We start from the raw sequence: 21,663 nt of genomic DNA, 5'->3' as shown, positions 1-21,663 counted from the left end.
TGGCACAATCCCCTGATTGTACAATACATTGTAGCGACTTTTTTTGGTCTACCTGATTCCAGAAAGGCATGAATTGCCCTGTTAAATAGTCATTAGTTCTATTTCGTCAATGTTTTTCAAACCAACGACTTTCCTAATGTTCTAGCAAGCTTTCCCATCCATCAATGTACTTTATCCGATTATTTATATTGTCGTCCAGAGGCTTTTGATTGGGATGTTTTTTCGGGTCATAAACTACTTCTTTGCCGGATCGATCAATGTAAAAGGCTCTACCGTCCTTATAGGCCAGTGCAATATCATCCTTGAACCGGCCAATCCGATCATATACAGGCTGCAATATTGTGTCGCCTCTAAGACCAATTGCACCATATTTAGCATTACGGTTTAAAAGGACTGTATCTCCAAATTTCTTTAATGCATGCATTAGTTTATCGCGACTATTTTCATTATTAGATTTATTCTCACGCCACGTCTTACACCCGTTACAAAAATTAGTTATACTGTCAAAGAATGGATTAACATATGAATACTGAGGAGGTATAACCACCTCACCATCCATATTCGCGAAACCGATCATATCGTCTTCACCGAAGGTCCGAAACAGACCGTTCTCTACATAATCTGGTCCATTGTCAAATGGAAGGACTCTAAAAAGCTTTTCATCATTCTTGTTGATCGCCCAAAACCCTTGCTTTGGAATGGCAACAAATCCAATGGTCTTGATCGTGTCGGTGAAGCACATATAATATTTGCCAAAAGGAATTACCATATTTCCATCCTTATCTTTGTATCCGTACTTATCAGATTCGGTCCGTACCATGTACAGATATTCGTCAGGGCCGTACTGTCTTTTAGTTTGTGTACAGCTTGCAAATGGAAGCCACAGAAATAAGCCAACAATTTTAAGTAATACTTTCATCGTAACTGATTTTGTACATATAAAGATCACCATGAGGTTCGATAGAAGAATAAAAGTACACGATACCAACTGTTCCGCCATCGGGAAATAGTTTTTCAATGTCTCCTGTTCAATAGCAAGCTCCACTTGTTTTTTATTGATTATCAGATATCAAGATAAGAAAAATAATTAATAAAGATCGTTTAACCTCTGAATCGGGTGCTTGAAAATGAACTTTTACCGCGCCAAAAACTTATAATACTGCATTAGAATATTACTATGTAAATATTTTTTATGTCAAAACTTTTTATGGTTATAACCATAATTACATGTGTAAAAAACATATCTTTGTGGTTATAACCATAAAGATGATTTTAAGAACAGCGTATATAGATCAGGTCAAAAGTTTTATCGATAAACCGCAGATAAAGATACTTACTGGTATCAGACGTTCCGGAAAGTCAACTGTATTGCGTCTGGTGAAGGAAGAGTTATTGACAAGAGGTATCAACGAAAAACAGATCATATCCATAAATTTTGAAAGTTTCATATATGCCGACATATTAAACGCCCCAGCTTTATATCAATTTATAAATGAGCATAAAGAGGGCTCTGGCAAACACTATCTGCTTTTGGATGAAATACAGGAGGTCGAAGATTGGGAAAAAGCCGTGAACTCCTTTCTGGTTGATTTTGACGTTGATATTTATCTTACAGGATCCAATTCCCATTTGTTGTCCTCGGAGTTAGCTACTTATTTAGCTGGCAGATACATCGAAATCCCTGTTTATACTTTGTCCTATGTGGAGTTTTTGGATTTTAGGAAGAGTTATTTTTCGGATGAGCAGAATGCTGGAAACCTGTTTTTGCAGTACCTGCGCAAAGGAGGGTTTCCGGTCATACATACGGCAGATTATACCGAGGAATCAGCTTATAAGGTTGTGTATGATATTTATTCATCGGTCATTCTGAGGGATACGGTCCAGCGATACAAAATACGGGATGTAGAACTGTTAGAGCGCGTGATAAAGTACGCCTTTGACAATATTGGAAATACGTTTTCTGGGAAAAATTTGGCTGACTACTTCAAAAGCCAACAACGTAAGATAGACATCAATACGGTCTACAATTATTTGCATGCTTTGGAGGGGGCGTTTATTCTTTACCGTGTACCACGTTATGATATCAAAGGGAAAGAAATCCTTAAAACGCAGGAAAAGTTTTATGTCAGCGATGTTTCCATTATTTATGCGACTATGGGCAACCGCGATCGGATGATAGGTGGAATTTTAGAGAATATAGTTTTTCTAGAATTGAAAAGACGAGGGTATAAGGTATATGTGGGAAAACTGGAAAATACCGAAATTGACTTTGTTGGCGAAAAGCAAGGCAATAAATTATATATTCAGGTAGCCTACAAACTAGAAAACGAACAAACAATAGAAAGGGAGTTTGGAAACCTTTTAGCAATCGAGGATCAGTATCCCAAATACGTTGTCACGATGGACGAATTCTGGAAAGGTGCTATAGATGGTGTCCAGCACCTTTACATAACAGATTTTTTATTAAAAGAAAGTTTCTAAGCGTCTCATTCCTGTTAATACCGTGATCTGCTTTTTGTCGAGGCGCTTAAAGAGGCACATTTTATCGAGAAGTATGGCTCTGGAATTAGAAGGATAAGGGATGGTTTTGCAGCTTATGGCTTAGTACCGCCGATATTTGAGAATTTCCAGCATGGCTTTCGGGTAGTGGTTTTTTCGGCTGAACTGCAGGATAATGCCATAGGCGAGGGAGTAAATGAGGGAGTAAATCTGTTGCTATCTATCATAAAATCTGCACCGGGGAAAAGAGCACCATTCTATTCAAAAGAGCTAGGTATATCAGTCAAAACCATCGAAAGATGGATAAAGTCTTTACGGTCTGACGATAAAATAGAGTTCCGTGGAGCGCCAAAGACCGGGGGGTACTGGGTCATTAAGTAGCAGCTAGTAATCTGTCAATACTTTCAAAATCTCCTGATTGTATAATACGTTGTATTTCGCGCGGATGAGGTTAAACTCCGAAATATTGTAATCCAACAAGGCTTTTGAATAATCCATGGATGAAGCCATGCCTATTTCGTAGCGTTCCTTCATGGCCTCGAAGCTCTTTTTAAGGCTGAGGCTCTGTGTCTGTACAACCTGGTATTCCTTGTGCGATCTGTTGTACTCCTGTCGAGCCATCAGCAAGATCTTTTCTTGATCTTTTAGCGTTTTATCCAATTCGTTTTTTTGTAAATCAAGTGTAAGCTTCGCTCTATTGATATTGCTTTTTGTCTTGAATCCATCGAATATAGGCATGCTCAGCGACAGACCCAGATATAGCGACTTATTTTGATCTACCTGATTCCAAAAGGGCATGAATTGACCCGTTAAATAGTCATTTCGTTCCGAAGAATAGTTTGTGCCATATCCACTTGAAAAACTTAAGGATGGGTAATAGCCGTTCTTAGCAGTCTTCAACCCCAGCTCCGCCTGTTTGATCCGTACCTGTGCTTGCTGGATAGTAGGCTCATTGGTAACCGCGAGGCTCCGGCTTAACTCCGCGGGCATCAGCTCAAATAGCGGTGTAGCTAATATGAGGCTGTCGGTGTAAGGCAGGTCTAGCAGTCGTTGTATATCCAGCGTTTTGCTTTCATAGGTATTTCTGCTCACCAAGACATTCAATTCATCCGTAGCGACCTGGCTTTCCGCCAGCGATACATCTACCAATGTTTTGGTGCCCATATCAAACTGTATTTGCTGCTGATCGAGCTGCGCTCTGGAATAATTGAGCTGTTCGAGACTGGAGCGATGTAGCGCTTGGTTAACAATGGCATCAAAGTAAAGTGACAGTAGCTCTAACCGTAGTGATTTCGTTAACCGGCTAATCTCCAGTTCGCTACTTTCTATGTCAAGCAATGCATTTTTAATCTGGTTAGATCTTGTGAAACCCTGAAATAGCGTTGCGTTCATTCTAACGCTGGCATTTGCGTTGTTAGACCATCTGTTGCCGGTAACGAGCTGACCCGCTATCTGGTCGAAAGCCAATCCAAGGTTGTAGTTATGGCCCGCACCGAGCGATAGCGTTGGCAAAAGGCTGTTTTTTGCATCGATACGATCCTGTTGTGAAAGCAGCAACTGGATCCGCGCTTGTTTGATATCTATATTCTGTTGGTCGAGGATGATGTAGGCCTGATCTAAGTCAAAAGTTGGTAGCTGTGAATAGCATATTTTCGAAAAAGATAACATTACAATTACAGTTATTGGATATAATATGATCCTGTGTTTTATGAACATTCTATTATCTTTTGAAGATTTCTCTAGCTAATTTTCATGGCGTACAAAGAACTGGAATCAATCTTTATTAGACTCAAAATGGTTCTAAATAAAGGGTGTAAAGTTCTTTTTAGTTGCTTGTTATGTTACGACTGGAGAAGATCTGTGAATCATATAGGCAAAAAAGGTGATTTAATTTGAATTCCGTCGTAGCACACGTTCGATGTACCATAGATATTAATCTGCTAGACACCGCCTTTGATTAAAAAAGTATTTATCGACGCGTTTCCGAACCAAATCTTCTCGGGCATAGCATACATTAAAGATATAATCTCACAGTTAAACGGTTCCTTTTCAAGATATACTCCCGATCCTTGATATAATCGAATATTTGCATCCGTATTTTTGTCCAAGTTGGGCACAACTTCCGTCGCATTCCCTTCCGATATTTGATGCTCCGTCGCAATAATATATTTGTAATTCTTAAATTTTTTGACAATTTGTTGAATCGATTGAGAACATACAATTCATTATCCATTTGCTCTTTTCGTATTAGTCGTTTTAACACTATTTTAGCTGCCTCTTAAGTAATTCTTTGACTTTAATTATATAAGGATCCTCTCTATTTATAATATTCTTTAACGTATATTCGATTCTGTAATCAGGAATTATTCCGATCTTGTGATGCCGGGTTCCATCTGAATTCTTGAAAATATGACCTGAAAAAGTAACCAACATGTTTCCGGGTAACGAAAGATAGTTTATTGTCCCATTGGCACCAGATGTATTCTCACCTAGGATATGCCCAACCTTCTTGTACTTCATTAATTCAAGTAAGGTTTCCGGTGCACTCTGTGTTGAAGCATCTGCAAAGAAAAATATATTAGCTTTAGACAAGGAACCTCCGGTGGGGTAATGTTCCTCCCCTCCACTTTTCCATTTTGTTTGCGTCGGGCTTATAATATTAGGTACCCATATCCTCTGGACTTTGACAGAATCTTTAAGCAGATTGCGAACCATCTTGTTGTAATTAGGTTCCACAAGATAACCTCTCATATCGATAATAATATTCGGACAATTTTTCGCAACTTTATTAAGTAGGTTTTCGTCAAAAGGATTACGCGTTAAATCGAAATAGTAAAGATTGGAATCCAAATAACCATTATTAAGTTTTAGATATCCGGAATTTCCGGGCAAGTTCCAAATTGCCTTCTCATTCCTTCTGACTAAGATTTCCTTACTTTTTCTGTTGCCCACCGGTTTAAGACGTAAACTTAACCGACTTCCTTGCGGCCCGTCTAGCAATCTGTCTATCGCTACCCTTTTACGATTATGGTCCGAACCAGTCGTCCTTAGCAAATTGTCATGAAGAACTTGGGAAACGGGCTTGTTATCGATATACAAGACTTCGTCTCCTATATTTATCAACGCCGTTATGCTGTCATTGAAAACATCTTTTACGTATAACTTATTTTTTATCAGTTGTAAGTCGACAGGGATCGAATAAGCCGTTTTTTCCCTAATATAGGCCAGATCGAAAAATATATGTGAATCCCCATACGTACGCAACATATACCAGACATTGTTGACATAGGCCTCCAAGTCATTGCCGCTAAGACTTTTTCTAAGGACATCCTCCAAAAGATTTTGTTGCTCCTTCTCGTTTAAATTAAGATATGCGAAAGAAAACCGAAATACATTCCATATCATCAATAGGTTTGCGACCTGTACTTCATTATACAGTATGCCCGTGTCCCTGAAATAATCGCGGTTGGCCGCTTTATTGTACCGATAGCTAGAAAGATTAGAAATGGGATACGTATTTGAAGAATCTCCGTAAAGACAAAGAGGAAAGGATATTGAAATTTCGTCTGTAATAGCAGTATGTAAACTATCTGATATATCAAGAGAATCCTCATAAAGAGGGCTATCAAAACCTCGAAGCACTACAGTGTATTTATGCACCTTATTCGTTGAGTCTTTTTCCAGTCTGTTTGTGTAGCGTGTCGGGACACCTTGTATTGAGGAATTCGAAATATCAATTCTTTTATCAGCATCTACTTTGAGTTTTACCTGCACCCTTCCAGAACGGACATTTTGTAACGGAATTTTGATAAGCGAATCGCTTTTGTTCAATAGCCGTTTAAGGATTATCCGATCATCTTCAAAGACTTCCATGTCCATGGGTAGGTTAAGGTCAATACTGGAACGAAAATTCACATTTGTCAGATCAGCTATTGCGGAATCGAGCAGTGTGCCTTCTATCGTATTGTAATCACTTATCGCTGAGCGTCTATTCACCCGTATACTCTTAAAGGCATTTGTCTTGCCACTATAAAGTTCTAAGCCAATATTTTGTTTGAATACTTTCATAGGCCCTTGCATCAAATTTCTTTCAATAACATTATTTTGCCTTTCGCCTCGAAAGGTAAACTCCATAGCTGGCTCTAGTGGTTCAAAAATTTGGCGAAGACTGTCCAAAAGCTCTTGGTCGTCCTTACAGTTTTTGACCGTTTGTACCCCATTAATATAAATGCTATCCCAGTCTCCTATTACAGATTGACTAACATCCGAAGCAGAGAAAAACTGGACGTAACCAGCAATCTTTCCGAATGCTTGAATATTTCTCACTTGCCTAGCTAATTCTTGTCCACTGGCGAAAATGCAACAAGTACATAAAGCAACTAATAGTGCAGTATTTCCAATAATTTTTTGCATAGTATGTCTTTATCATTGTCCAGCTCTGGAATATCGGCTTTATTGATATCCAAGAATTTTCCGTTAATTAAATCACTTAGATTTTCATATGTATACAACACATTCTTTTCACCTAAAATTAAAATTGTACAAAGGGCAACATATTCACTCGGACAAAAAACCTTATCAACCGAGGCTGCCAGATTATATAAGAGATCAATCGAACGATAATTTAAGAAAAACAAATTGTCTTTCAAAAGGAATTCAACGGGTATTTTGTTCAAATCTATAGTACCACAAAATATTATTTTCTCTTTTGATTTTATTAACTCTAAACGATGTAATTCAATTTCTTTCTCATGACTAACCCATATGAATTTATACTTTATCTTAACCTTTAATCTAATATCTGCTGCACGATAATATGGGAAAATATGAATTATATTCTCTAATCCCATTTGTCGAATCAAAGACAAACAATTGTCATTTGGAGATAAAATGATACATTTTGGATTTAGGGAAAGAACTTTTTCCTTTTCATCTAAAATTGTTTGCATATCTACAAAACAGAATATCTTAACATTTTTTGCTTTGAAAAAATGTTCAAACATAAACACCTGATTAACATTGTCAATGACTAAGCAAAATGGATCTACATTATTATATATCTTATTGAAGGAAAGCATATAATACAAATTGAAAGAAAGTGTTTTGTGGGCCTCTATCGTTTCAGAGCCATTGAATTTATAGGGGAGACGAATATTAGCATAGTCATCCATAAACTCATTAGTCAAGTATTTTGCTAGACTTAATGTGTAAACAGATTTGAAGGAGTCTAAATTCTTACTGTATGTTATAAATATTGCTTTTATCCAACCTATTGATTTATAAAATCTTTAATAATACTGTTAAACTCGGCTTCACCAATACCTAATTGATTTAAAATAGAATGATTATCTTTGTTCCCGTCAACGATGTCGAAAAACTTATCCTTTCCCATTTTATTGATACCGTAATCACAGATAACAGCAGCCAATACATAGGTAATAGGCATATCAGCTTCCCATAGACTCTTATCAAATATATCTTTTTTAAAAACTGTTAGAAGGTCATATTCATCTATATTCTCTTTTAGCTTATTTAAATAATCTTGGTACATGATCTTTCCACTCCCTCCCAAATATGTCGCTAATCCCTCATCAAAGTAGCTATTTATATTTGGCATACGTTTTTTTATATACAGGTGGGCTATCTCATGCGGATAGAATTCGGAATTGTTAGCAGATATGATTATGTTATTAAAAACGATACCTCCAGTTGAATCTGCATACATCATAGGATGGTATTGAAAACCTTGTATGTTAAAGAATTCTTCGACACTGCCTGTAGAATAAAAGGTATATGGTACTTTTTCAACTTTGAGATACTCACTTATAAAATTATTAAAATCTCTTTGTTTCTGTATATCTTGGTCATAAAAAGAATTTCGATTAGGACTAACTATGTACTTTGCCTCCCCGTCGATAATCTCCTTCCATTTGTCATCTATGAGGTTGATATAGGATGAAAACAGAACTTTCCCATCGTTATATTTGGCTATTAAATTAAATATTACCTTGACAAAAAGATTAGAAGGGGAAGTAGAGATATAAGATATTTTTACGATATATACATCATTTTTTAGTGGCAGTATCTCCATGACACTAGCTTTGTAAGCAACTTCTCCTGCTCCATTTTTCTCTATTCCTTTCAAAAAGTAATAGGGCGTTCTAAATCTTTCAAAGTCATTTATATCCCAATATTTGAATAATTCTGGATACGAAGCAGTGTCTTTTTTTAGCAAGAACGAGTCTAATGCAAGTAAAATATGCCTATTCGTTGTATCGTTTTTATCTATGTTGGGAGATATTGAGATATTGTCATTAATTTGAGCTGACGAATTTAGTGATAGGAATAAATAAAATAATAACAGTTTAATTTTCATCGATCAATAATTTTCCAATAGCCCCTTTTTGTAGAACCTACTCTTTCTATTAGTTTGGCTCGACGTAGCTTGGCCAGTTGGTATTCTACCCCTCTAACTGAAAGCTGGGTTTTTTCAGCGAGTTCTTCTCTTGTGATGTGGGGATTGTCCTCTATATAAGAGAGTACTAAAGCAGAAGTTCCTTTCACAGTTTCTCCCACAGTTTCTCCCACAGTTTCTCCCACAGTTTCTCCCACAGTTTCTTCGATAGGTTCAGCATCCTGTGCGTACACTATAACTCTAAACCCATGTTGAAAGTTTTCAAAAAGAGGAGGTTTTAATCCGTAATTAGCAAATCCCTCCATAATCCTTTTAATACCAGAGCCGTATTTCTCAATAAGCTGTGCTTCTTTAAAAGCAGAGGCGATTTTCCTGTTTCGGGCTTGGGAAGAATAATCTCCACTCAATAATTGCTCGACTGAAATATTTTCGGGAAGCCTGCCCGGGTTGAAGAATTCTATATAATCATCATAAATCTTCACAGAAGAATCACCGTAGTGCATATAGTCACGATGCACTATCATATTGATAACAATCTCACGCAAGGCGTCCATCGGATACTGCCATCTTTCCTCTCTTCTCGGATCTCCTGTTATGATATAGCTCTTATTGATATGCTTCCTAACAAAATCTAATACAAAATCGACCTCGCTGAATAGATCCGAGCGTATTGTCGTGCTGTCCTTGATACTTGTGGGAGTTGAAAATCGTCCTAACTCGATCGTTGCATCGAACAAATCGCTGCGTGCGAACATAAGATATCCTGCATTGGTAACTTGCCCTTCCTTGATAAGGTCGTATTTGTTCAAAACGGTCAGAGGATCATCAGTTATGACATATTGCTTCCCATTGTTGCAATTGGATATAAAGTTGTTGACTTTGTCTAGAGACAACATGTCGATGTTTTTTTCCGGATTGATATAGCTGTCCCAACTTGTATTGAACGATCGCAAATGCATTTCCGCTATTTCCGATAAAGATAGCAAATGGTTGGAGTTGTTAACCCTCTTGTAGTATCTTCCCTTGAACGCCACGGGCTTTATAGGGAACTCCTTGATAGAAAGCTGGGCAACTACGGCGTCGTTTATCTCAAGAGCAGTAGCATCAGGAATAATACTGGGCTGGGTCTTGTTTTTGACTTCGTTAATCCATTTTTGTAACGTCTCATCTCCTATTGTAAAACCTTTGACGGGTTTACCATTATCAGCAATACCTATAAGGACCCTTCCTCCTTTCGTATTGGCAAAGGCCGAAAGCGACTCGATAACCCCGTCATTAAATGAACTTTTAAATTCCGTATGTGAATCTTCTATAAGCGGTTTAATCATTGGATACGACAACTAATTCCTTACAAATATAACTATCTTATCTCTATTTCATAGGAATGTTAAATGAGAAGCATTAGCAAACATCCGTAAAAACCCGTTGTACATAAGATCAGACGGTATTTAATACGAATCGGTTAATACTCTCAAAGTCTCCTGATTGTACAGTACGTTGTATTTCGCGCGGATGAGATTGAATTCCGAAATATTATAATCCAGCAGCGCTTTTGAATTTGTCGGTGTAAGCTCAGGATAATGCCATAGTTGAGGGAGTAAATCTGTTGCTATCTATCATAAAGTCTGCACCGGGGAAAAGAGCACCATTCTATTCAAAAGAGCTAGGTATATCAGTCAAAACCATCGAAAGATGGATAAAGTCTTTACGGTCTGACGATCAAATAGAGTTCCGTGGAGCGCCAAAGACCGGGGGGTACTGGGTCATTAAGTAGCAGCTAGTAATTGCAAAATATAATGGGAAGACATTTACCGCATGCACAAAAAACGAGCTATTTAGAATGACACCCATGAGCTTGATGTGTGGCTCTCTGGGTAACTTCGATGACTATTAAAGACGGACTGTAAGGGCTAAAAGTCGATTGAAATTTTTACTTTTCCGCCCAATCCTTTTTCAACGATGTCAAACAGTGTTTTTAAAGTGATATTATTTCCGTTATTCTCAATTTTCGAGATATAATCACGTTTTTTTCTACTAGCTTAGCAAGTTCTGACAGTGTTAAGTGTCTCTCCTCTCACCTTTTTGATTACGGCTTTTTCGGTAGCGTCTTTTGTGTGGTGCAACCACCACCTTGTCCACTTTCTCATGCGAATCACTGACGTGCCTATTGCCGACGTTGAAATCCACCACCGTGAAATTTTAAGCATTAATTAGCGGTGATGTGCTTTTTGTCGAGGCGCTTAGATAGATCTATATTGCAATTGTAAAAAGTTTTACTATTCTTAATGTATACTTTAAGAATAGTAAAACTTTTTGTAAACTTAAATTTCAATACGACTAAAAAAATCGGTGACGGGGTGAATTTACTTTTGACCAATAAGACCTTGCTAAAATGAATTTTAATACGTATTTTAACGTAAAATTTAAATTATGAGACCTTCCGTTATACGGATCATCCTAAGTGTTTTTTTTGTTAGTGATTTCCAATGTTCTAAAGAGCCAGAACTTTTTTAAATTTTTCCGGGGTTTAAATCAAGATAACAATGATTAAAATAAAACGTCTTTTCGTCTGTAGTCTTTTGTTCTTTTTGTCATGTAACCGGGCAACAGAGATTGCTACAGACACTACAAACATAGTCGCCGGTACTTCCAAAATAACAGGAATCATCACTCCCGATGGTCAAAATAAGGATAGTATTATGGTAACTATTATTGTTCTGCATCCAATTTCGGGAGAAAGTGTCAGACATAATATTCTCGCTGACCAATCGGGCTACTTCTCACTGGACTTTGATATGGAAACCGAGACTTCTTTATTCGGTTTGTATACGAGTGTAAATCCGCATAAGGGGCTTGTAATCAGATCAATAAATAATGACTCTACGCACATTGATATCGCCTATGATTCAGGCCGTAATATCAAAAATGTGGATGTTACGTCTGCCATGAAGCCATATGATATGCGGCAGGGCATGGAGGTCTTAAACAAAATGATTGATTATAGACCAGATAGACCAAATTGGGAATATCCACGGTTCTATGATAAAAGTACAGATGAGTTTCTGAATCGTGTTAAAAGTAATGTATCTACAAGATTGGCACAATTCGTAGATGATGATGACTTATTCTCCAAGGAGTTCAAAGGGTTTATATCTAAAGAATATCGCTTATTCGTATATACGGGACATGTCATCGATTACGAAGCAGAGATGAAGCGTAATTATCGTATCATAACTCGTGATACAGTCAATACTCCTGAAATCCAAAAGATTGACAGATCGTATTTTCGCTTTTTGAAAGACTTCCATCTCAACGATCCGCAATACCTCCACACTTACTCATTCCCTGAATTTCAGAACTTAATTCTCCAAAATGAAGTATTAGGGCTTCCAGTTATTGGAGAAAGCGATATCCCCACCTGGTTGGCAAGCGTGAAAGTTATTTTAGCTGATTTGGTCGGCTTCCATGACGGCCCATATTATGATATTCTGGCGGCTAATGCCTATGGTCGGCAGCTCAACGAGCACGTGAAGCAGCTAAGCGAAAAACAAAAAGAAAATATAGCACATTATTGGAAAGATGGAGAAATCGGGAAAATATTATTTCGGAAAAACGATCAGGTTGTTGAACTGGACAAAGTAAAATCTCCTGTTGTCGTAAATGACATTTCATCGGTTCCAGAAGATAAGGTCATGGAGACAATTGTTTCCAACTACAAGGACAAGGTTGTATTTATTGACCTATGGGCAACATGGTGTGCTCCATGTCTGGAAGCAATCAAACAATTCAGGAGTACAAAGGGTGATTTTAACGATAAGGATGTCGTCTTTGTATACCTCACAAATGGATCTTCACCCCAAAAGCTGTGGGAGGAAAAAATAATTGGAATAGGGGACGAGCATTATTATCTGACAGACACCCAGTGGTACACGATGATGGATTATTTTGATTTTGAGTATATTCCGTCCTATCTGTTATATAATAAAGAAAGCGTACTCATGAATAAATTTTCAACCTTTCCCGGAAATGACGCTGTAAGCGGGATGATTAACGATCTGTTAAAATGAGCAATCCCGATTTGTTGTGTCCTAATTGAAGTACCTTGATTTTTGATTCCTATGAATAGATTTTGGTATTGAATATTAATTAAGGTTTTAAACGTATTTTATTTTTGCGTGATACGTTGTTAGACCGTTCAATGCTGGGGATGTAGATTATGTTTTTATAGTGGACACATCTGTATAACATGTTCATTTTATGGAAATAAATGAACACGTGTAAACAAGTAAGATAGGAAAACATACGAAGCAAGTTGACAGACATATAAGAAGCATTAGCAAACATCCGTGAAACTCGTTGTACATAAGATCAAGCAGTACTTAATACGAATCCGTCAATACTTTCAAAATCTCCTGATTGTACAATACGGTATATTTCGCTCGGATGAGATTGAACTCGGAAATATTGTAATCCAGCAAGGCTTTGGAATAATCTATGGATGAAGCCATGCCTATTTCGTAGCGTTCCTTCATGGCCTCTAAGCTCTTTTTAAGGCTGAGGCTCTGCGTCTGTACGACCTGGTACTCCTTGTGCGATCTGTTGTACTCCTGTCGGGCCATTAGCAAGATCTTTTCTTGATCTTTTAGCGTTTTGTCCAGCTCGTTTTTTTGTAAATCAAGTGTAAGCTTCGCTCTATTGATATTGCTTTTTGTTTTGAATCCAGCGAATATAGGCATGCTCAGCGACAGACCCAGATATGGCGATTTATTTGGTCTACCTGACCCCAAAAGGGGATGAATTGACCCGTTAAATAGTCATCAGTTCTATTTCGTCAATGTTTTCAAAATTTCGCCCTTGTACAGCATGGAATATCTGGCGTTGATCAACCTGAATTCAGAAACATTGTAATCCGTCAACGCCTTGTAGAGATCCATCGAAGAGCTTTTTCCGATTTTGTAGCGCTCGTTCATAGCTTCGTAGTTCACCTTGTTCGCTTCAAATGCAGCCTCCAAAGCTTTCAATTCCTCTATGGATGCCTGATATTCTAGGTCGGACTGCGAGAATGCCTCCTTTCGCTGCTTTACGACCTTTCCCTTTTCAAATAGGAGATTTTCCTGCCCGAGTCTCGCCTTTTTGGTATTAGCCCGAGCCTTAAAGCCGTCATAGATGGGCATGGAAATAGAGATGTTACCATATAGCGATCTATTCTGGTTGAACTGTTCCCATAAAGGCATTACCATACTATTAAACATATTATAGCGTTGTGACGAATAGTTTGTACCGTACCCACCATTGAGCGATATGGTGGGGTAATAAGCCGATCTTGCAAGTTTGATATTGACATGTGCCAGGTCGATCTGCCTATCTATAGCCTTGAGGTAAGGATCGTTTATGAGGTATTCTTCAGGTGGGGCTAAAGGTAAACCTGATGCGGTAGGAGGTACGAGTTCCAGTTCATCTGATTCCGCCATCTCCAATAGCTGTTTGAGTTTTAGTAAGCCCAGGTTGTAGCCATTCTTTGCCGTTACGATATTGAGCTTGTCATTTGCTACCTTACTTTTGGCCTGGGATAGGTCAATTATGGTCCGCTTGCCCACTTCGATCTGTATCTCTTCCTGCGCAAGCTGTTGCTCCGACAGTTTTAACTGTACCAGGCTTGCTTCGTAAAGATCATGGTTGATCAATGTCTGAAAAAACAACGATATCAACTGTAGATCCAGTTCTCTTTTCAACTTTTCAATATCCAGTTTTGCCAGCTCCAGATTCAGTTCTTCCGCTTTTACAGTATTTACTTTTTGAAAGCCCTGGAACAGGATTACATTGGTTGCGATATTGGCATTCGCATAATTAGACCACTGGTTTCCCGTAATCAGCTGCCCGGTAACCTGATCAAAAGCGAGTCCCAGGGTATGCTGGTTATTGGCATTGAAATAGATGCTCGGTATCGCGGCATCCTTTGCCAGATCAACGTTCATCGTGGCAATACGTTCCTGCAGTTCCCGCTGTTTTAGATCCAGGCTGTTTTCCACCAGAATCTCTCGGGCGCGTTCCAGTGAGAGTACCAATTGCGCATGCGAGAGCAGGGGTAATAACAAAACCAGCAACGTTATCAAAAACCACTTCTTCATTATTTGGAATGTCCGATGTATTTCAGGTTATCAAAGAACCGCTCGATCAGTCTTCTGTCCTTTGTAATTATTTCTGCAGTACCTTTTGCGTCGAATTTAAAGTCGAGAATGGTACCATAGTTTGTCGCTAGTTCATTTGGGAAGGAAAGGGTCACCAGGTAGGAGTCCATCGATGTTCCGTCTCCCGTATTCACGGGGCTTGATACCAATGATATGTCCCTCACCGTAGCCTTTATATAGCCATACTCCATGTAGGGGTAATCCGCCAGCTTCACGATAACCTCCTGGCCCACTTTAACCTTACCCGCGCCACTAATAGGTAGCTGTACTTTTCCCAGTATGCTGTTCTCTTTGGGAACTATGGAGAAAATAGGTTCACCCGCCTGTACAAACTGGTTTTCGTTCCAGAACTTTAGGAACTGCGCTTTGCCGGTAATTGGGGATCGGATTAGGTACTGTTTTTCCCAAAGATTGATCTTATCGATGAGGTTGTTGAAAGAGGTGAGTACTTCCAGGTCCAGTTGAAGTTCCCGTTCCGATTTGGTGATGCGTGTTTCCTGAATGGAGTTCTCGGTGCTGCTGATCTGCTCCCGGATAGAACCCGAACTACGTAGAGAAGACTTTACGTGATCTTCCGCAGTTATACGGCTCGCTATCGACTGCTCAAACTCCGCCTGGCTAATGATCTTCTTCGCGAGTAATATCGAGTCCCGTTCCAGAAATTTGTCGGTAAGGGCAAGATGTTGGAGGCTCAGATGCTCTTTGTCCTTCAATGTTTTCAGGGCATCTTGCTGTTCATTTAGTATTTTCGACAGGGCGTGTTCCTGTTTATCGTATAATCTATTGATCTGATAGTCGGCCAGCTGTTTTATGCTCGATATAAAGGAGGAGTAGGGGATGGTCAGATCACCTAGGTTCAAGCTTTTGGGCAGTTGGGCATACAGCTTTCGCGCATCGGATGTAGGGAGAGAAGTTGTTTTTACCAGCTCCGTAATCTGCTGCACCAGTTCTGGATGGGCAGGATTATCTATCCAGGCAAGCAGTTGACCCGAGGAGATGCTATCCTGTGATTTGATCTGGTTTATTCTTAGCCTTCCGCTCTGCTCTGCAACCAATTGTAGGGGAGACTGTTCCGCCGAAATCGTGGCTTCCCCGGTTACGATATCGGGGTATTTAACGATATAGCCGAAGAATATAATTAACGCAAAGATAAAACAGACCAATGCCGTAATCCGTTTTGCGAAAGTAACGGGCATACGCTCTATAATATCGGTGACCTCTTCTGTGCGTTTGGTGGGGATAGTGTCTTTTACTGCTTCTTGTTCCATACCTTAATTGGCTAATATTTTTACTTCTGACTGGCTTTCCACAAGCTGGAAATACCTTCCCCTTCTTTCCATCAATGTGTTGTGGTTTCCAGTCTCAACTACATGGCCATCTTTCATCACTACGATCTGGTCTGCCCTGCGGATGGTGCTAAGCCGGTGAGCGACTACGATCACGGTCTTGCCCTGAAATACCTCACCGAGGGCACTCGTGATCTTTTGTTCGTTGATGGAATCCAGTGCATTGGTGGCCTCATCAAAGAATAGAATGTCCGGGTTTTTGTACAGCGCGCGGGCAATCAGTACCCGTTGTTTCTGCCCGCCGCTAAGACCCCTGCCATCTTCGCCCATTTTGGTTTGATAACCCAGGGGCAATTGTTCGATCTCATATCCTATGTTAGCAGCAGCGACCGCCTTGCGGAGCTTGTCGTTATCCAACTTCTCATCATCTAGTACGATATTGTTGAGTATGGTGTCATTAAATATCTTTCCATCCTGCATCACTGCGCCACATTTTTCGCGCCACTGTCGTAGACCGATATTATTGATGTTCATGCCCCCGATCAGGATCTCACCGTGGCTCGGCTTGTACAGCCGTAATAGTAACTTCAATAAAGTTGATTTCCCGCTGCCACTGTCGCCCACAATAGCGGTTACCTTCCCCTCGGGGATTACCAGGTGGATATTCTGCAAGATTAAAGGGGATACCTGTGTGTAGTGAAAAGATACATTTTTGACAACGATGTCTTTTTTACCTGTCAATGCGAGATCATTATTCCCTGTATCCTCATCTTCGTCCTTTAACATCTGTATCTCATTCAGGCGCAGGAAACTGATCTGTGCAAATTGGAAGGATACCATGAACGAGATCAATTGCTGTACCGGTCCATTCAACATGCCGATCATAAATTGTGTGGATATCATCACGCCGAAGGTAATCTCGCCGGCGATCACTGCCTTGGCGCAAAAGAAGGTAATCAGCAAATTTTTTACCGAATCAATAAAGCTAGCCCCGAGGTTCTGCACATTATTAATGCCCAACATACGGAGGTTCACCTTGAATAGCCGGGCCTGAATACCTTCCCATTTCCAGCGTTTGGCCTGTTCATAGTTGTTGATCTTGATGTCCTGTATTCCGTTAATGGTCTCTACCCAATAACTTTGGTTTTTGGCCGTCAGTTCGAAATAATCCCAATCCAATTTTTTGCGCAATTTTAGAAAACCCATTACCCACAGGATGTAAAGCGTGCTGCCTACGATGAAGATGTAAAAAATCGTAGTATTGTACATCAATAAAATGATGCTGAATATCAAGAACGTCAGCGTAGAGAAAACCAGGTTCAGTGAGTTATTCATGATAAAGCTCCGTATCCTTTCGTGGTCATTGGCTCGTTGCAGGATATCCCCGAGCATCTTATTCTCAAAGAAGGAGACCGGCAGTTTCATCAGTTTGATTAGGTAATCGGAGATCAGGGCAATGTTGATCCGCGAGGACATATGTTGCAGTATCCAGTCCCGTACGGCCGAACTGAGTGTAATACTGACAATCAACGCCAGATTAGCAATAAGCACGATATTAATAAAACTGACGTCCTGTGTCTGTATCCCCACATCGATTACGGCCTTGGAGATAAAAGGGAGCACGGCCTGCATGGCCGTAATCAACAACATCACGGTCCCCAGATAATAAAAACTCTTTTTATAGGGTATAAAATAGCCCATGATATTTTCGAGATGCCTGCCCCGTTCCGCTTTCTCACCTGCCTGCCGTTGCTTAAAATCGGCCTGCGGTTCCAGGATCAAGGCTACACCAGAAGTTTTATTTTCGTTTTTCTTAATCCACTTCTCTTCAAATTCGCTTTGGTCATAACTGATGTGTCCCTTGGCCGGATCGGCGATATAGAATTTAAGGTTACCGTTGCGTTTTTGTTTGACATTGTAGAGTACCACGAAGTGGCTGTTATCCCAATGGATAATAACAGGTAAAGGTACTTTTTCAACAATGTCTTGTAAGCTACAGTGGGCTGCTAAAGAGCGTAGTCCGATGGTTTCCGCTCCATGGGAAATGCCCGCCAACGAGACACCCTCTCTGGTATTGCCACAGAGATCGCGCAGGTACTGTAGGGAATAGTATTTGCCGTAATATTTTGCTACCATCTTTAAACTAGCTGGACCGCAGTCCATCATGTCTAATTGTCGATCTATAGGGAAGGAAGTAAAGCTCATAACAGATTCAAATTGGGTGTGGTCAAAGGTATTTTTTTATTCATAAATGTTGCAATACATCTGTAGGATATGCTTCTTCATGTTTTTGCTAAATTGATCAGAGTAATTGTGTTTTCCTTGTTGCACTTCTAATATACTAGTTATCCATTTTTGAAGCAATTCTACCTTCTCTTTTGTGTTAAAGAACTTTCCTCTATATCCCTGTAAAATGGCAATGTGTATTTTCAAATTTTCAACCGTTGGATCGACGCCCCGTTGTTCCAATTCCGTGAGAACCAGATCTGCGGCGTTTTCTTTTTGATCTTTGTTACTTTTTACGGAAAGGCTATTGTCATGCACTCTATAGTATGTAAGATACTCTGGTATGTTACCCGCCTTATGTTTTTTTAATATATTGAACCAAAGGTGGTAATCCTCTACGTGTGGATACTGGTTAGAATACTTAATCTTTTTTACTACATCCGCACGCATCATAACCGAAGGGTGTGAAAAGGGATTGTGGAACAACAAGGTTGCATTTATTTCATTATTGGTGATTGGATACTGTTTTAGACTCGTAATTTTTCCTATTGAATTTATTACATAATGATGGCTTCCCACCAATCCCACATCTTGATTTTCTTGATTTTCAAGATACTGAATCTGCTTATGCAGTCGATCCGGATGCATCATGTCATCTGCATCTATACGGGCGATATATTTTCCTTTTGCCTCCTTAATCCCATGATTTAAACTATCTACAATGCCTACGTTTTGTTTATAGTTAATCAAACGGATTCGCTCGTCATCATACTTTTCTACAATTTCCCTTGTTTTGTCGGTGGAACCATCATTGACTACAATAAGTTCAAACTGTGGATATGTCTGTTTCAGCACGCTATCGATACAGGCATTTAGGTATTTTTCGCCGTTATGGCATGGTAACAATACGCTGACCAATTCGCCCTTGCTGTGGCGGTCGGTATTGGCAGGCAAAGATTCGTTTTGTAAAAAAAGCTTGTCATATACCTGAATAGTCTCTGTCACCATTTTTTTTACACTCAAGTTTTTTAAAGCATGCTGTTTGGATTTATGGGCATATTGTCGGGCAATTTCTGGATTCTCCAATAGATACACAATATACTCGGCAAGTTTATCCTGATGAATGTATGCCTTTGTCTGTTCGAGTACTAAAGGGACTTTGAGGCCACCGTCGTCCGGAACAATTTCGGCCAATCCGTCTACATCTGCTACGATGAGTGGCAGCTCATGATGCATCATTTCAATGGTTGTATAGCTACATTGTTCGATATAGGATGGCACTACACCTACATCGGCGATTTGATAAAAATCATATAGGGTGTTTTTGTCGAGATTTCCCGTTAGGGTAATCTTTGCCCAATTTTTATCTGTACTCTTGAATACAGCTCCAAAATCTCCTGTTCCGGCGATGACCAAGCGAACATTATCTATCTGTTGCAAAACTTTATCGAAAGTAGCTACCAGATCATATACCCCTTTCCGCTCATTGACAGCACCTGCGTAAAGGACAATTCGCTCGTTTAAGCTAAAACCGTATTTGCTTTTTAGTTTTTCTTTAAGCTGGGGATTTGCTTTTCGGGGCAATAATCCGTTGTAAATAACACTAACCTTATCCATTGGAAAACAAAACAGCTTGTCTAACGAATTTCGCGCAAGTTCAGTTACACAAATGATATGGTCCAAAGCATGGTAGGTTAACTGTTCCCGAATTAATGATCCATCAAGATACGTCGGATTCTCCTCGGAAAGAAACTGTTTATTCAGTATACGGAACAGCGGATAGTTGGCCGTAATAAAGTCACGCCAGGGAATACAGTGCTTGGTCAGTACGATTTTACAACGGAATGCCTTCTTCAAGACCTGTGCAAAAGGGGCATGATTGATCCAGTTGAAATGAAAGATCACCTGTTTTTCGCGAATATCTTTTCGTAAGAAATCAATAAATTGTTTATCCTGCTCTGCGGTAGTGGAGGGGCCTATATCGTGGGGAATGTAATAATGAACGCTGTTTCCAATCTTCTCTTTCTGAACTGTGGTGTAGGAGGTCGCCCTTACAAATATAAAATGAAGGTTTATTCTTTTATCTTTGAGTATATACTCCCGCAGTTGGTCGACATAGGTCGTCAGTCCACTACTTTTTTGGTTAAAATAATCGATTATATATAGGTTAATCATATATTTAATTTTCTTTCAACTTTGTAATATCTCACTGGTCATGAAATCACCGTTTACCACTTAAATCGATAAAAGTATTCGTTCGGCCTATAATGGCTGACAACAGCCGACTAGAGAAAATAACAGGATCAACAATTCAATTTAGATGATAAGTTCGTGTCAATCATGCTCGTCATTGTGAAAAAGTAGCTCGCTCCCCATCTTATCAATATAGAACTCTTTATCTCCGATTCCTACCTTAGCCCGTCCATTTTCAAACCACCGGATTGAATCAAATTTTGGAGCAATGACCACCTCACCCTTCTTATTGATAAAGCCGTATTTTCCTCTTATTTTCCTGCCGAGAGCTTTGTTGTCGACTACCCCACCTAACCCTAAAACTGGTTCATATAAACAGTCTTCACAGAAACCTGCCAATCCTTCGCTGAAATGATCTACCCGTTCAAATCTAGGCTGAATAACTACCTCTCCGAGCATATTGGCAAATCCGATTAAATCGTGTTCATCTAAAATTCTGAACAGGCCATCACGCACTCGATCGGGGCCATTGTCATATACATATACTTTAAAAAGCTGATCTTCGTTTTTATTAATCGCCCAAAAACCTTGTTTTGGAATGGCAACGAATCCAATGGTTTTGATGGTATCGGTGAAGCACATATAATATTTGCCAAAAGGAATTACCATTTTGCCCTGCTCATCCTTATATCCATATTTCATAAGGGTGCCAGTAGTATCAACCACCAGATACAGATAATCATCATTACTAAACTGCTTGTTTTGTGAGCAGCCGACAAATGGAACTAACAATAATACCCACATTAATTTATTTAATGATTGCATAGTCATTGCTTTTTATCCAGGTAAAATAGAT

At 39.4% G+C, this 21,663-nt stretch carries 15 protein-coding genes; 3 read left to right on the top strand and 12 right to left on the bottom strand.

The window, feature by feature from the left end:
- Positions 1–133: 133 nt before the first annotated feature.
- Positions 134–919, bottom strand: coding sequence for a WG repeat-containing protein (locus FAZ19_RS00205; RefSeq protein ID WP_169305523.1), 786 nt, complete (start codon positions 917–919; stop codon positions 134–136).
- A 347-nt stretch (positions 920–1,266) separates the two neighbouring features.
- Between FAZ19_RS00205 and FAZ19_RS00200 the strand changes: the two genes are divergently transcribed.
- Together FAZ19_RS00200 and FAZ19_RS24420 are read left to right on the top strand one after the other, a co-directional pair.
- Positions 1,267–2,481 (top strand): ATP-binding protein, encoded by a 1,215-nt coding sequence (locus tag FAZ19_RS00200; protein WP_136818589.1) that lies wholly within the window; start codon positions 1,267–1,269, stop codon positions 2,479–2,481.
- A gap of 27 nt (positions 2,482–2,508) precedes the next feature.
- Positions 2,509–2,880: an ATP-binding protein gene (locus FAZ19_RS24420; RefSeq protein ID WP_373287720.1), complete on the top strand. Its 372-nt coding sequence runs from the start codon at positions 2,509–2,511 to the stop codon at positions 2,878–2,880.
- A gap of 3 nt (positions 2,881–2,883) precedes the next feature.
- Here the strand turns inward: FAZ19_RS24420 and FAZ19_RS00195 are convergent, their stop codons facing one another.
- The 5 genes from FAZ19_RS00195 to FAZ19_RS00175 form a co-directional block, all read right to left on the bottom strand.
- Positions 2,884–4,167 (bottom strand): TolC family protein, encoded by a 1,284-nt coding sequence (locus FAZ19_RS00195; protein WP_169305522.1) that lies wholly within the window; start codon positions 4,165–4,167, stop codon positions 2,884–2,886.
- A gap of 594 nt (positions 4,168–4,761) precedes the next feature.
- Complete coding sequence (locus FAZ19_RS00190) at positions 4,762–6,912, bottom strand: S41 family peptidase (RefSeq protein ID WP_136818587.1); 2,151 nt, start codon at positions 6,910–6,912, stop codon at positions 4,762–4,764.
- Positions 6,879–7,670 (bottom strand): hypothetical protein, encoded by a 792-nt coding sequence (locus FAZ19_RS00185; protein WP_136818586.1) that lies wholly within the window; start codon positions 7,668–7,670, stop codon positions 6,879–6,881. The genes FAZ19_RS00190 and FAZ19_RS00185 overlap by 34 nt, the downstream gene beginning before the upstream one ends.
- 98 nt (positions 7,671–7,768) lie before the next feature.
- Positions 7,769–8,875, bottom strand: coding sequence for a gluzincin family metallopeptidase (locus FAZ19_RS00180; RefSeq protein ID WP_136818585.1), 1,107 nt, complete (start codon positions 8,873–8,875; stop codon positions 7,769–7,771).
- Positions 8,872–10,242 (bottom strand): ATP-binding protein, encoded by a 1,371-nt coding sequence (locus FAZ19_RS00175; protein ID WP_136818584.1) that lies wholly within the window; start codon positions 10,240–10,242, stop codon positions 8,872–8,874. The genes FAZ19_RS00180 and FAZ19_RS00175 overlap by 4 nt, the downstream gene beginning before the upstream one ends.
- 1,215 nt (positions 10,243–11,457) lie before the next feature.
- Here FAZ19_RS00175 and FAZ19_RS00165 point away from each other — a divergent pair.
- The gene (locus tag FAZ19_RS00165) at positions 11,458–12,981 is read left to right on the top strand and encodes a TlpA family protein disulfide reductase (protein WP_136818583.1); all 1,524 of its coding nucleotides are present in this window, start codon (positions 11,458–11,460) and stop codon (positions 12,979–12,981) included.
- A gap of 312 nt (positions 12,982–13,293) precedes the next feature.
- On the opposite strand, the gene FAZ19_RS00160 is transcribed toward FAZ19_RS00165, so the two are convergent.
- From FAZ19_RS00160 to FAZ19_RS00135, 6 genes are all read right to left on the bottom strand, one after another.
- Positions 13,294–13,701, bottom strand: a complete 408-nt coding sequence (locus tag FAZ19_RS00160; RefSeq protein WP_188876078.1) for a TolC family protein — start codon at positions 13,699–13,701, stop codon at positions 13,294–13,296.
- Between the two features lie 36 nt (positions 13,702–13,737).
- Complete coding sequence (locus tag FAZ19_RS00155; RefSeq protein WP_136818581.1) at positions 13,738–15,042, bottom strand: TolC family protein; 1,305 nt, start codon at positions 15,040–15,042, stop codon at positions 13,738–13,740.
- The gene (locus tag FAZ19_RS00150; RefSeq protein ID WP_136818580.1) at positions 15,042–16,370 is read right to left on the bottom strand and encodes an HlyD family efflux transporter periplasmic adaptor subunit; all 1,329 of its coding nucleotides are present in this window, start codon (positions 16,368–16,370) and stop codon (positions 15,042–15,044) included. The genes FAZ19_RS00155 and FAZ19_RS00150 overlap by 1 nt, the downstream gene beginning before the upstream one ends.
- 3 nt (positions 16,371–16,373) lie before the next feature.
- The gene (locus FAZ19_RS00145; protein WP_136818579.1) at positions 16,374–18,593 is read right to left on the bottom strand and encodes a peptidase domain-containing ABC transporter; all 2,220 of its coding nucleotides are present in this window, start codon (positions 18,591–18,593) and stop codon (positions 16,374–16,376) included.
- A 36-nt stretch (positions 18,594–18,629) separates the two neighbouring features.
- Positions 18,630–20,789, bottom strand: coding sequence for a glycosyltransferase (locus tag FAZ19_RS00140; protein ID WP_136818578.1), 2,160 nt, complete (start codon positions 20,787–20,789; stop codon positions 18,630–18,632).
- A gap of 159 nt (positions 20,790–20,948) precedes the next feature.
- Entirely contained in the window at positions 20,949–21,632 is a 684-nt protein-coding gene (locus FAZ19_RS00135) for a WG repeat-containing protein (protein WP_169305521.1), read from the bottom strand.
- Between the last annotated feature and the right edge of the window lie 31 nt (positions 21,633–21,663).

Origin of the sequence: Sphingobacterium alkalisoli, from assembly GCF_005049105.1 — a bacterium.
In the GTDB taxonomy this organism is placed as follows: Bacteria; Bacteroidota; Bacteroidia; order Sphingobacteriales; family Sphingobacteriaceae; genus Sphingobacterium; species Sphingobacterium alkalisoli.
The sequence above is the reverse complement of the archived record's forward strand: the minus strand, read 5'-3'. Positions and strand labels throughout refer to the sequence as shown.